This window comes from bacterium, from assembly GCA_020444325.1.
In the GTDB taxonomy this organism is placed as follows: Bacteria; Bacteroidota; Ignavibacteria; order SZUA-365; family SZUA-365; genus BM516.
In genome coordinates this window covers 233149-246799 of the sequence record JAHLLD010000003.1, presented here as the reverse complement: position 1 = coordinate 246799, position 13651 = coordinate 233149, and the positions used below count along the sequence as shown (strand labels likewise).

13 protein-coding genes are annotated in these 13651 nt (G+C 56.3%); 2 read left to right on the top strand and 11 right to left on the bottom strand.

Annotation, left to right across the window (positions count from 1 at the left end):
- Positions 1-27: 27 nt before the first annotated feature.
- A complete protein-coding gene (locus tag KQI65_05775; GenBank protein ID MCB2204240.1) occupies positions 28-327 on the bottom strand; it encodes a hypothetical protein in 300 nt (99 codons plus the stop codon).
- 67 nt (positions 328-394) lie between these two features.
- Positions 395-1714, bottom strand: a complete 1320-nt coding sequence (locus KQI65_05770) for a hypothetical protein (GenBank protein ID MCB2204239.1) — start codon at positions 1712-1714, stop codon at positions 395-397.
- Positions 1715-1814: 100 nt separating this feature from the next.
- Here KQI65_05770 and dacB point away from each other — a divergent pair, with 100 nt between their 5' ends.
- Positions 1815-3275 (top strand): D-alanyl-D-alanine carboxypeptidase/D-alanyl-D-alanine-endopeptidase, encoded by a 1461-nt coding sequence (gene dacB / locus KQI65_05765; protein ID MCB2204238.1) that lies wholly within the window; start codon positions 1815-1817, stop codon positions 3273-3275.
- A gap of 3 nt (positions 3276-3278) precedes the next feature.
- Here dacB and KQI65_05760 read toward each other — a convergent pair whose 3' ends face one another.
- From KQI65_05760 to KQI65_05720, 9 genes are all read right to left on the bottom strand, one after another.
- Positions 3279-3581 (bottom strand): hypothetical protein, encoded by a 303-nt coding sequence (locus tag KQI65_05760; protein ID MCB2204237.1) that lies wholly within the window; start codon positions 3579-3581, stop codon positions 3279-3281.
- A gap of 147 nt (positions 3582-3728) precedes the next feature.
- Positions 3729-5966 carry a polyribonucleotide nucleotidyltransferase gene (gene pnp, locus KQI65_05755; GenBank protein ID MCB2204236.1) on the bottom strand — a complete coding sequence of 746 codons (2238 nt, stop codon included), beginning with the start codon at positions 5964-5966 and terminating at the stop codon, positions 3729-3731.
- A gap of 45 nt (positions 5967-6011) precedes the next feature.
- Positions 6012-6281 carry a 30S ribosomal protein S15 gene (gene rpsO / locus KQI65_05750; GenBank protein ID MCB2204235.1) on the bottom strand — a complete coding sequence of 90 codons (270 nt, stop codon included), beginning with the start codon at positions 6279-6281 and terminating at the stop codon, positions 6012-6014.
- A 5-nt stretch (positions 6282-6286) separates the two neighbouring features.
- Entirely contained in the window at positions 6287-7264 is a 978-nt protein-coding gene (locus KQI65_05745; protein ID MCB2204234.1) for a bifunctional riboflavin kinase/FAD synthetase, read from the bottom strand.
- Positions 7242-7967 carry a tRNA pseudouridine(55) synthase TruB gene (truB, locus tag KQI65_05740; GenBank protein ID MCB2204233.1) on the bottom strand — a complete coding sequence of 242 codons (726 nt, stop codon included), beginning with the start codon at positions 7965-7967 and terminating at the stop codon, positions 7242-7244. The genes KQI65_05745 and truB overlap by 23 nt, the downstream gene beginning before the upstream one ends.
- Before the next feature lie 23 nt (positions 7968-7990).
- On the bottom strand, positions 7991-8344 hold the full coding sequence (rbfA, locus tag KQI65_05735) for a 30S ribosome-binding factor RbfA (GenBank protein ID MCB2204232.1): 354 nt from the start codon (positions 8342-8344) through the stop codon (positions 7991-7993).
- A gap of 3 nt (positions 8345-8347) precedes the next feature.
- Positions 8348-11239 (bottom strand): translation initiation factor IF-2, encoded by a 2892-nt coding sequence (gene infB, locus KQI65_05730; protein ID MCB2204231.1) that lies wholly within the window; start codon positions 11237-11239, stop codon positions 8348-8350.
- A gap of 39 nt (positions 11240-11278) precedes the next feature.
- The gene (gene nusA / locus KQI65_05725) at positions 11279-12535 is read right to left on the bottom strand and encodes a transcription termination factor NusA (protein MCB2204230.1); all 1257 of its coding nucleotides are present in this window, start codon (positions 12533-12535) and stop codon (positions 11279-11281) included.
- Positions 12536-12590: 55 nt separating this feature from the next.
- Positions 12591-13034, bottom strand: coding sequence for a ribosome maturation factor RimP (locus KQI65_05720; protein MCB2204229.1), 444 nt, complete (start codon positions 13032-13034; stop codon positions 12591-12593).
- 149 nt (positions 13035-13183) lie between these two features.
- Here KQI65_05720 and smpB point away from each other — a divergent pair, with 149 nt between their 5' ends.
- Positions 13184-13639 carry an SsrA-binding protein SmpB gene (smpB, locus tag KQI65_05715; GenBank protein MCB2204228.1) on the top strand — a complete coding sequence of 152 codons (456 nt, stop codon included), beginning with the start codon at positions 13184-13186 and terminating at the stop codon, positions 13637-13639.
- Positions 13640-13651: the final 12 nt, after the last annotated feature.

Sequence of the window (13651 nt, the reverse complement as noted above, 5' to 3'; positions counted from 1 at the left end):
GGGAATACCTGGGAGACGGTTGATGACTCAACAGCAGGTCGGTGCGCGAATGGGACGATGACGCCGCAGCGGCGGCACCGGTGCCCGGTATTCCCTGCACAGGAAGGTTGTGCGGTAGGTGTCGATCCCCTCTTCCGAAGTGGATCGACGGGTACAGACGGGATGGACGCGCAGTTCGCTGCCCCGCGCACTTGTCAGGTGGGCAGCGGGAAGTGCAGCTTCGAGCAGGGGACGCAGAATGGCCGCTTCCGGACGCTGAAGCACGGCGGGATCCGCCTGCAGCGCGGCAGTACAGAGAAGCGAAAATGTGAAAACAAAGCCAGTCATACCCTACGGGTTGCGCGTTACACAATCATTCAAATTACAGGATTTCATTTGGGGAAGCAAGAATCGCTCAGGGCAGAACGCCCGCCCGGCGCAGCTCACGCGACAGGTCGCGAGTCGCCAGGTTTTCCCATTCCCACTCCCTGCGCACGTCACGTACGAAATGCATGCGTCCATACGTTTCCGGGGCATCCGCGACATAACCGCGCGAGGTGGAAGCCAGCGACACCCAGTGCAGATTGGCGGGATAGTCGACATCGTGATAGACAGCTACAAATCCTGCGGGCGGCAGCGAGGATTCATCAGCAAACAGCGCGCGTGGGAGTGTGACCTCGAAATGCCACGGAGCGAAGGGGTCGACGTGCTTCTGCATGTTGACACTGATGGAGGAGGCGTGTGCCCTGGCCAGTTTCGCGCCGCGAAGTTCGACCACGGGTCCCCGTGCTTCGCCGTCACCCATGAGGACAACCACGCCGAACTGCGTGTTGGGTGAATACACCTGCGCATCTCCGCCCGGACGAATTCTCGGTTTGCGGCTGAGATCGAAATACAGGGCGGCGAAATCGCTTGAATCGCTGTCCGTGTTGTACAGCAGCCGGTCGTCACGTACCTGGAAATCGAAATACACGTTGCTGCTGTCATAACGGCCGGAGACGGAAAGACTGCAGTCTTCCGGTCCATGCCAGCTGCTTCCCCCCTGCACGATCATTAGTGCGGTGGAATCTCCGATGGACTGCCTGATGTCTTTCGGTGGCTCGGAGCCCGCAGCGAACAACGGCAGCGCATAGTATTTCTGTCGAAGGAAACTGCGCTTGGTGTTGCTGCCGAAGTAGTGTTCGTCCTCCAGATTCTCCATGTAATCGCGTGCGCGCTCCCAGGCGACCGCGGTTTCTCTTCCCCTGTACGGTACGCGTCCCGTACGCCACTCGTACACTCGTCGAAATACGCGATCACGAATGGCATACCCTGTCATGCGCCACCCGAAATCCCCTGTTTTTTCGGTGACCAGCACGCGTCCCCGTTCAATGGAGAATCCTACTTCAATGGGTTCAAGCACGAAGCGCCGCGTCAATGTGTTGACGACGCGGAATTCCGCTCCTTCATTGATAAAGAAATGTACACGCATTTCACGTGATCGCGCATCTGCATCCCTCGTGGAAACAACAACATCCATCCCATCGTCGCCTGAATAGTCGCCAACGTCAAAGCCGTAGATTTTGCAGTTCGGCGGGAGTTTTGATATGATGGACTGAATTTTTTCGCGGGAAAAAATTTTCTGCAGTTCCTCGGAAAAACCCGCGAATTCAAGGCTGTCGCCCTCCGCTGGTCCCCGGGGCGTCGCGATAGCTTCCCGAAACGATGGATTCTCATCTGAAAACGAGGAATTCACGACCAAATATGCAGTTTCTGCATATTCCGGGGCCGAAAAATATGCAGTTTCTGCATAATCAGGAATTGCGGTCAGTACCACAGTCAGAAATATGGGTGCTATGAGAATGCGCATCGCGATTTATTTCTTCTCTCTTTTTATGTTCTGCACGCCCGGACTATCGGCGCAGTCCGGCATCGTTGCGAAAGGATCGCATGATCCTCCCGGTGTCGCCGAAAAGCTTGCACGGGAAGCACTGGTTTCTTCAATCGATAAAACCCTGCAGTCACCGCTCTTCGACAAGACGCTTGCCGCTGTGCATATCGTTGACATCCGCAGTGGCAAGGAACTGTACTCGCGTCATGCCGATCTTCTCCTCCGGCCGGCTTCAAACGCCAAACTGGTGACGACAGCTGCCGCTGTACTTGGAATGAACGAGCATTTCCGTTTTCGCACGCGCCTCTTCGCCGTAGACAGCAGCGCTCGCACACTGCTCTGTCCCGGTGCTGCCGATCCTCTGCTGACTTCCCAAGATATTCAAAAACTTGCGGAAATCGCACAACAGAATGGCGTGCGCCATATTGATACCCTGCTGCTCGACACCTCGTTACTGGATGAACAGTTTTACGGTGCCGGGTGGATGTGGGACGATGAGTCCGACCCCTTCATGCCCTATCTCGGCAGCTTCGCTGTGGATGGCAATACCGTTCTACTCCGCATGAAAGCACCGGCGCAATACGGGAAATCCATTGAAGTTGAGGTCTTTCCCTCAAGCAGCCTGCTGCATGTGGAGAATCATGCGGCGAGCGGGCGGCATGACCGGCTTTCCATCCGCAAGCTGCCACGCAGCAATCATATCATTATCGAGGGAAGTCTGCGCGCCGGGCGACGAACGGCCAAGAAACTCAGCCTCTGGCGTCCGGAAGATGTTTTTGCAGATCTGCTGTTGAATGCCTTCCGCGGTCTGGGAGTAGATGCCGACAGCACCGTCATAGCGTTCTCTTCCGTGGACGAACCCGTACGGCAACTCGCCGAGGTCTCGCATCCACTCGAAGCCGTCCTCGAAGAAGCAAATAAAGACAGCGACAATCTCTGCGCGGAAGCGCTGCTGCGCGCACTCGCCCTGCGTCGGCAGAGCCGGGAAATTTCGGCGGAGGATGGACTGAAGGAAATCGATCGTATCCTGCGCCATGCCGGGATATCTACCGAGGGGATTGCGCTGCGTGACGGATCGGGAATCTCGTTTTACAATTTAATTACGCCGCGAGCGTTGTCGGGACTGCTGCGGCAGATGGCGCTGGGACGATATTTCGATCGCTACGCCTCCACGCTCGCTGAAGCCGGAAGTGACGGGACGCTTGCGCGCCGGATGCGTCATATGCGGAAGGGCGCCTTCTTCCGCGGAAAGACCGGAACGGTCAGCGGTGTCAGCGCCCTTTCTGGTTACGCGCAGGCTCCCGGGGGACGTCTGCTGGCGGTTGTCATACTCATGCAGAATTTCAACGGCAGGCCCCGGCCATACCGCGAGGTGCAGGATGCGATCGTGGAGCACTGTATCACTTACAGTGCCGCCACGAAGTAAGTGCTACGCTGTTTCGATCAGCGTCTTGTATTCGGTTTTCCCATCCTTGATGAACTCGTCGACGATGCGGTTGATGAGCTGCTCCGTGATCTCGTCAGAGTCGTCTTCCAGCGCGTCGTATTCATCCATGCTATTGCAGAAATAGACTTCGCTGAAGGTATTCGGACGCGTCTTGCTCTCGAACACCGAGTAATTCTTTCCGCGTTCGTTGACCAGGTAATTCTTGAGTTCCTGTACGGTCTCGAGGTAATCGTCCCGTTTTTCCTCGATGATGGGATAGGATATCGAAAAGATGACTTTCGGCATGATTACTCCATGCTGTCGATGGTGAAAAGCTGTTTTACATCACCCGTGGATGGGGGGCGCATTTCAGGGAATGCACTGTTCTCGTAAGCGAGAACCCCTCTAAGGGGGAAGCATGCTCCCTCTCGGAAGCATGCTCCTTCAAATCGATCAGGATCTGTGACGATCGCCACCGCTGCGGTCTCCACCTCCACGGCGGTCACCACCACTGCGTCCACCGCGACGATCCCCGCCTCCACGGCGATCTCCACCGCGACGGTCGCCACCACGACTGCGATGCTCTTCTTCTTTCTCCTCGTATCCTTCGGGCGGTTCCATGAGCGCCTTGCGGCTGAGAACCATTTTCCCGTTGTCTTCGAGGCGAAGGAGTTTAACGGTGACCATATCACCAACCTTCAGCACTTCGTCAACCGAATTGATGCGACGGAAGTCGATCTGCGAAATGTGCAGCAGTCCTTCCTTGCCGGGGAGGATTTCCACGAAAGCGCCGAATTCCGCAATGCGCTTGACGGGACCGGTGTAGGTCTCACCGGGTTCCGGAACAGCCGTAATACGCTTGATCATCTCCACAGCGGTGTCGCTGTTTTCCTGGTTGATCGCGGCGATAATCACGCGTCCGTCATCTTCGATATTGACTTCGGCGCCGCTTTCGGCAACGATGCTCTTGATGTTCTTTCCACCCGGACCAATCACCGCACCGATCATGTCAACCGGCACATAAATCGTGGTCAGACGCGGAGCGTATTTCGAGAGATCCTCGCGTGCGCCACCGATGGCTTCTTCCATCTTGTCGAGGATGTGCATACGCGCTTCCCTCGCCTGTTCAAGGGCGCGCTCCATGATCTCGAAGCTGATACCCTTGATCTTGATATCCATCTGGTAGGAATTGATTCCGTCGCGGGTACCGGCCACCTTGAAATCCATGTCACCGAGGTGATCCTCGTTGCCCAGGATATCGGTCAGCACGGCGACCTTCTCCCCTTCCTTGATCAGACCCATGGCCACACCGGCGACGGGCTTCTTGATCGGCACGCCGGCATCCATCAGCGCCATCGAACCGCTGCAGACCGTCGCCATGGACGAAGATCCGTTGGATTCGAGGATGTCGCAGAGGAGGCGAATCGTGTAGGGGAAATCCTCATCTGAAGGAATCATGTTCTTCAGCGCGCGTTCGGCCAGGTTTCCGTGACCGATTTCGCGGCGGCTGGTGAAACCGAAGCGCCCGACTTCGCCGACGGAGAACGGCGGGAAGTTGTAATGGAGCAGGAAGCGCTTGCGGTATTCGTCCTGCAGTCCGTCAATGATCTGTTCGTCGGATTTCGTTCCGAGCGTGCAACTCATCAGCGCCTGCGTTTCGCCGCGCGTGAACAGGGCTGAACCGTGGACACGGGGCAGTATGCTGACTTCGCAGCTGATGGGACGAACGTCCGTCAGTGTACGACCGTCGAGGCGCTGGCCCTTCTCGAGAATGGTCTGCCGCATGGCGACTTTCTCGTAGTCGTGAATGATTTCCTTGATGAGCTTTTCCTGCTCGGGGTAATCTTCGGCCAGGGCTTCCTGGATTTCTTCGTACACGGCTTTCGTTGCGGTTGCCCGCTCTTCTTTTGCCATGACAGTCTGCGCCATTTCAACCAGACGATCCCAGCACATGCCGTGGATGCGATCTTCGAGTCCTTCCGGCTTCTCGGCTACTTCCACTTCCATGCGGGGCTTGCCGGCTTCCGCCGCAAACTCCGAGATGGCGTTGCAGATATTCACGATATGTTCGTGACCGAACTGCAGCGCGGCCAGCATGTCGGCTTCTGAAATCTCGTCGGACTCGCCTTCCACCATGAGGATGGAATCGACGGTACCTGCAAGAACAACTTCGAGGTCGGCGGCACGAACCTGCTCAAACGTCGGATTGATGACGAACGAACCGTCGACACGCGCGACACGTACTTCCGCGATGGGTCCTTCAAACGGTGCACCTGCAATCATAAGCGCGGCCGAGGCGGCCGTGGCGGCGAGAACATCGCCGTCATGCTCCTGGTCACTTGAATACACGGAGGCGACGATCTGCACTTCATTGCGGTAGTTATCCGCGAACATCGGACGTATCGGGCGGTCTATGAGGCGGGCGGAGAGCACTTCCTTTTCGGAAGGTTTGCCCTCACGCTTGAAAAAGCCGCCGGGAATCTTCCCTGCAGCTGAGGTTTTTTCACGGTATTCGCAGCTCAGGGGGAAAAAGTCGATCCCTTCACGCGGTGAATCAGCGAGCACGACGGTCGCAAGGACCATAGTCTCACCGTAGGTAATCATCACCGAACCACTCGCCTGGCGGGCGAAACGGCCGGTTTCCATGGTGAGCGTCTTACCGCCCAGATCCAGATGTTTCTTCGTCATCATATCCTTCTTATCTCTGATAATTTCCCTGTCAAATTCTGTCCGCTCTTACTTGCGGAGCTCAAGTTCTTTCACGATGGTACGGTAGCGCGTGATATCGACCTTCTGCAGGTAGGCCAGCAGACGGCGGCGCTTGCCAACCATCTTCAGCAGTCCGCGACGGCTGTGATGGTCTTTCTTGTTCACACTGAAGTGCGAGGAAAGCTGGTTGATCGTTTCGGTGAGAATGGCGATCTGCACTTCAGCCTTGCCGCTGTCTTTCTCGTGGTCACCAAATTTTTTGACGAGTTCGTTTTTGCGTTCCTTTGTCAGAGGCATGGGAATTACTCCTTGGGAAAATTGAATTGTTCCTTGTTGTATTCTTCGTTGTTCTTAGTCAGCAGTTCCTTGGCATAGGCGATGTCCGTGCGAATCTGCGCGGACAACTGCTCACGGCTTTCGAAGCGGATTTCATCACGGAGGCGGTCAAGCAGTCCAACATGCAGCCTGCGTCCGTATAAATCGCCCGAAGTAATAAAAATATGAACTTCCACGGAAATATGCATCTGTTTTGATACCGTTGGCCTGCGTCCGATGTTGACGATGCCTTCATGCATTTCGCCGTCTACCTGTACCATGGCGATGTACACGCCGTTTTTCGGCAGAAGTTTATTGTTGCCCGACAGCTGCAAATTCGCCGTCGGGAAGCCCAGTGACCGGCCGATGCCCTCGCCGCGCATCACAACCCCGCTGAGGGTATAAGGACGACCGAGGAAACGGTTCGCGCGGCGCACGTTGCCTTCTGTCAGAGCATGGCGAATGGCTGTACTCGACACTTTTACACCGTCGAGCATCATTTCGCCGACAACCGTGACGTCCACTCCATGCTCGGCACCAAGCCGCTGCAGTTCCGGAGCGGTACCGCTTCTCCCCCGTCCGAACGCGTGATCAACACCAACCACAACCCTGCTTGAATGGAGGCGGCGGACGATATACTCTTCAAAAAACGTTGCTGCGTCGAGAATGGACAGATCACGTGTGAACGGGAGCACGAGGCAGACATCGAGTCCGGTATCCTCGAGCAGCGCGATGCGCTCATCAATTGTCGACAGCAGGTATGTCGGCGTGCCCCGCCGTCCGATCACTTCGCGGGGATGCGGATCGAAGGTCAGCAGCATGGAACGTAATCCATGTTCGCGCGCCTCGTCCACTGTCCGCTGAATGATTTTGCGATGTCCGCGATGCACGCCGTCAAAAGTACCGAGCGTGAGCGCGGTGGCACTGCCGTGCGACAGTTCGTCAAGGCTCCTTGCGATCAGCATCCTTGTGCTCCTTTCTCGGCAAAGAGATGCCGTTCTGCACAGCGGCGTCGACGATCTGGTCGATTGTCCACGCTTCATCCGCCAGGAAATTTCCGATCGCCGTCCTGCGCAGCGCCGTCAGGTACGCACCGCAGCCAAGATCCTGTCCCAGGTCATGTGCGAGCGTCCGCACATATGTCCCTTTCGAGCAGTCAACGCTGAACGCGAGGTCCGGCAGTGTCACTGCGGTAATATCGAAGCGACTGACATGCACGGGACGCGGTTTCCTCTCCACTTCCTTTCCCTTTCGCGCGAGACTGTAGAGACGTTTGCCATCAACCTTGACCGCGCTGTACATCGGGGGCAACTGTTGGATGTCGCCGATGTATTTACGTGTGGCCTCACGAATAGCATCGTCAGCGATATCGCCAACGGGACGATGCTGCTCTTCCGGGGTTTCTGCGTCATAACTGGCAGTCACCGCGCCAAGACGCATACTGCCTTCATAGCGTTTTCCCAGTGCCTGGAAGGTTTCAATACTGCGGGTCATGGGACCCGAGCAGAGAATGAGCAATCCGGTTGCCATCGGATCGAGTGTCCCTGCGTGCCCCACTTTCTTGACGCGCAATGTGCCGCGCACTTTCTTCACGACGTCGAAGGAAGTCCAGCCGCGGGGTTTATCCACCAGAAGGACGCCCCCAGCAGGAGCGCAAAACTGCTCGATGGTATTGAGTCCCTGCGAGGCGGTCAACGCTGATCTTCGTCCTCGTGGATTTTACGTATGAGTTCTTCCAGCCGCTCCACCCGATCAAGTGTCTGATCGATGTAAAAGCGCAGTTCCGGCGTGAATTTCAGCCGCACGCTCTTCCCCACGGCCATGCGAATTTCCTTCGCATGCTCTTCGAGGAAGGCGAGTACTTCGTCGTCGCTTTTGCCGGACTGATAATGGCTGACATAGACTTTCGCGATGCGGAGATCGGGTGTCACCATCACTTCGGTGACCGTGAGCAGGCCAAAGCCTCCCGTCTCGATATCCCGCATGAGGGTATCGCTGATCTGCTGCTTTATCAGCTGCGCGACACGTTCGGTGCGAATGGACATTACTTATTTCTGCGCCTGATCCAGGGAACGTTTGATTTCAACTTCTTCGAACGACTCGATGACGTCCCCTACCTTGATATCGTTATAGCCGGCAAGACTGATACCGCACTCAAAGCCACTGTCGACTTCACGGACATCGTCCTTGAAACGCTTGAGCGAATCGATACCGCCGGTGAACTGCACGATGCCATCGCGAAGCAGACGCACGCGGCTGTTGCGATGGATCTTGCCGTCCTGCACGTAACAACCCGCAATGACGCCGACCTTGGAAATCTTGAACACCTCACGCACGAGCACGGTGGAGGTGACCTTTTCGCTGATGTCGGGACGCAGCATGCCTTCGAGGGCGCTCTTGACGTCTTCAATGGCGTCGTAGATGATTTCGTAGTTGCGAATATCCACATCCTCGGTTTCCGCAAGCTTGCGGGCGTTGAGGTTGGGACGGACGCGGAACCCGATAATGATCGCGTTGGAGGCGCTGGCCAGAAGGACGTCGGATTCGGAAATGGCGCCGACATTCTTGTGAATGACACTGATGCGCACTTCCTCGTTCGAAAGCTTGAGCAGCGAATCGGACAGAGCTTCGACCGAGCCGTCGACATCGCCCTTGACCACGATCGGGAGATCCTGCACGCCGCCCAGCTTGATCTGCTCGGAAATGTCATCGAGCGTCGTGCGATGCACGCGACGGAAGTCGCTTTCGCGCTTGATCTGCTGACGGGTGGATGCGATTTCACGTGCCTTGCGTTCGGTTTCGACGACGACGAAGGCGTCACCCGCCTGTGGCGAGCCGTTGAAACCGAGCACCTGCACCGGCGTTGCCGGCGTTGCTTCGTCCACCCGGTTCCCGCGCTCGTCGAGCAGCGCACGAACGCGTCCGTACTCATTTCCAGCTACGAAGGTATCGCCAACGAGCAGCGTACCCTTCTGCACGAGCACCGTGGCAATGATACCCTTGCCCTTGTCGAGCTCGGATTCGATCACGGCGCCACGCGCTTCGCGGTTGGGATCAGCTCTGAGTTCGAGGATATCCGCTTCCAGCACAAGACGCTCGAGCAGCTCTTCGACATTGAGTCCTTCCTTGGCGGACAACTCAACGCAGCCGTACTTACCGCCCCAGCTCTCGACGAGAATATTGCGGTCGGCCAGCTGCTGCTTGATGCGCTCGGGATTGGCTTCAGGCTTGTCAATTTTGTTGATGGCCACGACGATGGGCACCTTGGCTGCCTGCGCGTGACTGATTGCCTCGATGGTCTGCGGCATGACACTGTCATCGGCCGCGACGACGAGGACGACAATATCGGTGACCTGCGCACCGCGGGCGCGCATGGCGGTAAAGGCCTCGTGACCCGGGGTATCGAGGAAGGTGATTTTACGCTGGTTTTCGAGCGTCACGGTGTAGGCACCGATATGCTGCGTGATACCGCCGCTTTCACCTGCCACGACATTCGTCTTGCGAATGAAATCGAGCAGCTTCGTCTTACCGTGATCGACATGACCCATGATGGTAACGATCGGCGGACGCGGTTCGAGGCTGTCTTCGTCATCTCCCTCGTCGACGAGCAGGTCTTCGGTGAATTCTTCGTGCTGCACGACATCGAAGCCGAATTCCGCCGCGACCAGTTCGATGGTTTCCATGTCAAGACGCTGGTTGATCGAAGCCATGACACCGAGTCCGATCAGCGACTGAATGACCGCGGGCACACCGACGTTCATGAAGCCTGCGAGTTCGCTTACGGTTGCGTACTCGTAGATCTGCAGTGTCTGCTTCTCGCGTTCCTGCTGCTCCTGCTCACGGATATGCTCTTCTTCGCGACGGGCGCGTTTTTTCTTGCGCATGGCCGCGCGTCCGGTGACGGGACCAAAGTCCGACATCGACGCGATGGTCTTCTTGATGGCACTGTCGACTTCCGCCTGGTCCACCTCGCGCGCCTTTCCCTTCTTGCTGCGCTTGAACATTTTCTTCTTGAGCGCTTCTGCATCCAGGGGCTCGGCGGTACCTTCCGTACGGGTAACTTTCTTCTTCTTTTTCTTCTTCCGGCGTGGAGCACCGCTGTCGTCTCCTTCCGCGCCTTCTTCACCGCCCTTGCGGTCGGCTTCCATGGTGGATTCGAGATCGATCTTGCCCTTGACCGTGAGTCCGCGCATTTTCGGAACGCTGGCTTCGAGCGAGACGTCGATTTCCTCTTTGGACTTCTTGCGAGGCTTATCTTTCTTCTCTGCTGCCTTCTTCGCAGGAGCATCTTCCGCCTTCTCTTCCGCTTCCGCGGCGGGCGTTTCTTCCTGCACTTCCGTGGCTGCCGGTTCTTCTTCGCTGGCTTCCTCGGCGATGACCTCCTCGGCCTCCGCTTCTTCCGTTTCGACGGACTCAGTTTCTTCAGCTGCCGGCGCTTCCTCTTCTTCCTCCTGTTCCGGAGCCTCTTCCTCTACGTCCTCGTCAGCCTCTTCTTCTTCCGTCTCAACCTCTTCCTCCTCGGCCTCGGCTTCGGCGGCATCCTCCTCTTCCTCAGCGGCGGGAGCTTCCTCTTCTTCCTCATCCGCTTCGGCAGTAATCTCCTCTACCTTCTCAGCCGGAGCTTCTTCCTTTTCGACCTTTGCAGGCTCTTCCGTCGTCTCCGTGGACTCGACGTCCTCATCGGTCTCATCATCACCACGGCGCTTGCGATCGATCTCGTCGAATTCGCGGCGCTTCCGGGCGTGGCGCTCGGCGTCAGTCTTTTCTTTCTTGTAATGTTTCTCGATAAGGTCAAGCATCTCCTCATCGATGATGGACATATGGTTCTTGACCTGATAACCTTTCTTGGTCAGGAACTCCGTCAACGTGTCGTGGGAGAGGTTGAACTCTTTCGCGACTTTATACAGACGTGTTTTTTTCTTCTTTTCCGTAACAGCCATGTCGCCAGTCATGCATGAAAAAAATGTTTCGTGCCGGGATCAGTCTTCTTCGGCAAAGGCCTTCTTCATTTCAACGACGATGTCGTTGACCTGTTCGATGGAGAGCCCTGGAACCTTCGAGAGCAGGTCGGAGACCGGGGCGAGAATGATATCGTTCGCCGTCCGGTATCCCGCATTGACGAGGCTGTTGATCAGCTCTTCGCCGAAGTCGGGAATAAATTCGTTCAGATCGATTTCGTATTCGGCCATGGTCTTCGTGATCTCCTCGCCTTCCTTGACGATTTCGATCTTGAATGCCGTCAACTCCGATGCGAGACGGATATTCTGTCCGTTACGTCCGATAGCCAGCGAGGCCTGGTCGCTGTCCACATGCACCTGCGCAGTGCGCGTCTCGCGGTCGAGCTTGACATCCAGCAGTTTTGCCGGTGCCAGTGCGCGCTGGATGAACAGGTGAGAATCATCGGTCCAGTTGATGACGTCAATATTCTCGTTGTTCAGCTCACGCACGATGGCGTGAATGCGCACGCCCTTCATGCCGACGCAGGCGCCGACGGCGTCGATGCGGTCGTCATGGGATTCAACGGCGACTTTCGCGCGCTCACCCGGCTCGCGGGCAATCTTGCGAATGGAAATGACACCGTCGTAAATCTCGGGAATCTCCTGCTCGAAAAGTTTCTGCAGGAAGAGAACGTCCGCCCTCGATACGATCACCATCGGCATGCCGCTGCCCTTGCGCACGACATCCTTGATCACGCAGCGGATGACGTCGCCCTTGCGGTAGCGTTCCTTGCCAATCTGTTCCTGCTTCGGAAGGATCAGCTCGGTGCGGTTGTGATTGATCAGCACGTCGTTGCGGCGCACCTGGTAAACGTCGCCCACCACGATGTCGCCTACCTTGTCGGAGTACTCGTCGTAGATGAGGTCTTTTTCGATTTCCTTGATGCGCTGATTCAGATTCTGCTTGGCGGTGGAAACCAGGCGGCGGCCGAATTCCGCGAGATTGATGATCTCGACATACTCTTCGCCGACTTCCAGCTCTTCACCCGATTTGTCGCGTGCAGCGTTGATTTCGATTTCCGTGGTAGGATCTTCAACCTCTTCAACCACTTCACGGATCAGGAAGATCTCGATATCGCCCTTGTCCATGTTGACAACGATCTCGTAGTTGGCCTCCAGGCCGTATTTCTTCTTGACCATCATGCCAAAGATGTCCTCGATCACCGAAATCAGGCGATCGCGGTCGATGCCCTTTTCGCGGACCATCTGGCCGAATGATTCTACGATTTCTGAGTTCATGCTGCGGATCATGGTGACCTTCTACCTCCAGCAGAGTATATGCTGTACACGTTGTTTACAGGGTTATTTCAACAACCGCATGAAGAATGTCTTCATGCGGAATGGTGCGGAAACCTTCGCCGTCACGCAGCAGAAGCTGCTCATCAGTGACCTCGGCGACTTCTCCACAGAACTCGCTTTCGGCATCTCCGTCTTTCCAGCGGACGCGGACATTGCGGCCCGTGTGCCTGCGGAACTGCCAGGGATGCTCAAGCGGGCGTTCGAGACCAGGTGAAGATACGATCAGCGTATACGCATCCTGCACGAGATCTCCCTTCTCGACGGCATCTGCGAGCGAACGGCTGATCTGCGCCAGTTCGTCGGCGGTGATGCCCTTATCGGTATCGACGAAAACTTCGACCAGACGCTTCTTCCCCTTCTGGCGGACTTCAACGTCCACGAGATGCGCTCCGGCATCGGAAATCAGGGGTGAAAATGCGTTTCTGAGCTCTGCCTTCATTGTTAACGTACCGATAATAAAAAATGCGGGGTAGCCCCACATTCAGAACATCCTAATATAGCCGATTGCCGTCTCACTTGCAATTGACGGCAGGTCTTTTTTCATTAATTCTCTTATTATTGCAGGCGATCATTTCGCATATTACTCGAATGGCAAACGACCCCGAACATATCAATCTTATTCTCAACAACCGCCGCGCCCGGCACGAGTACCACGTGCTGGAAAGCCTGGAGGTCGGCATCGTGCTCCGCGGCACGGAGGTGAAGTCCGTCCGTGCCGGAAAAATCAACGTGCAGGATGCCTACGCCACGGTCGAAAACGGCGAACTTTTCCTCCACAACATGCACATCAGTCCCTTCGAAAAGGGAAATATCCACAACCACGATCCCATTCGTGTGCGGAAACTGCTGGCGAAACGCAAGGAAATCCGCAAGCTGGCACAGAAGGTGCATGAAAAAGGACTGACCCTGATTCCGCTGGAAATTTATTTCTCGGGCAGACATCTGAAAATCGAACTCGGAATCTGCAAGGGCAAGAAGACTTACGACAAGCGGCAGGCGCTGAAAAAACGTGAAATTCAACGAGACATGGAACGGCAGCTGTGACCAACACCCACT

What these genes read in the sequence shown, in the direction of transcription:
- KQI65_05775 (MCB2204240.1), bottom strand. Translation starts at nt 327, where the DNA reads ATGACTGGCTTTGTTTTCACATTTTCGCTTCTCTGTACTGCCGCGCTG.
- dacB (MCB2204238.1), top strand. Translation starts at nt 1,815, where the DNA reads ATGAGAATGCGCATCGCGATTTATTTCTTCTCTCTTTTTATGTTCTGC.
- KQI65_05760 (MCB2204237.1), bottom strand. Translation starts at nt 3,581, where the DNA reads ATGCCGAAAGTCATCTTTTCGATATCCTATCCCATCATCGAGGAAAAA.
- pnp (MCB2204236.1), bottom strand. Translation starts at nt 5,966, where the DNA reads ATGATGACGAAGAAACATCTGGATCTGGGCGGTAAGACGCTCACCATG.
- rpsO (MCB2204235.1), bottom strand. Translation starts at nt 6,281, where the DNA reads ATGCCTCTGACAAAGGAACGCAAAAACGAACTCGTCAAAAAATTTGGT.
- KQI65_05745 (MCB2204234.1), bottom strand. Translation starts at nt 7,264, where the DNA reads ATGCTGATCGCAAGGAGCCTTGACGAACTGTCGCACGGCAGTGCCACC.
- rbfA (MCB2204232.1), bottom strand. Translation starts at nt 8,344, where the DNA reads ATGTCCATTCGCACCGAACGTGTCGCGCAGCTGATAAAGCAGCAGATC.
- infB (MCB2204231.1), bottom strand. Translation starts at nt 11,239, where the DNA reads ATGGCTGTTACGGAAAAGAAGAAAAAAACACGTCTGTATAAAGTCGCG.
- nusA (MCB2204230.1), bottom strand. Translation starts at nt 12,535, where the DNA reads ATGAACTCAGAAATCGTAGAATCATTCGGCCAGATGGTCCGCGAAAAG.
- KQI65_05720 (MCB2204229.1), bottom strand. Translation starts at nt 13,034, where the DNA reads ATGAAGGCAGAGCTCAGAAACGCATTTTCACCCCTGATTTCCGATGCC.
- smpB (MCB2204228.1), top strand. Translation starts at nt 13,184, where the DNA reads ATGGCAAACGACCCCGAACATATCAATCTTATTCTCAACAACCGCCGC.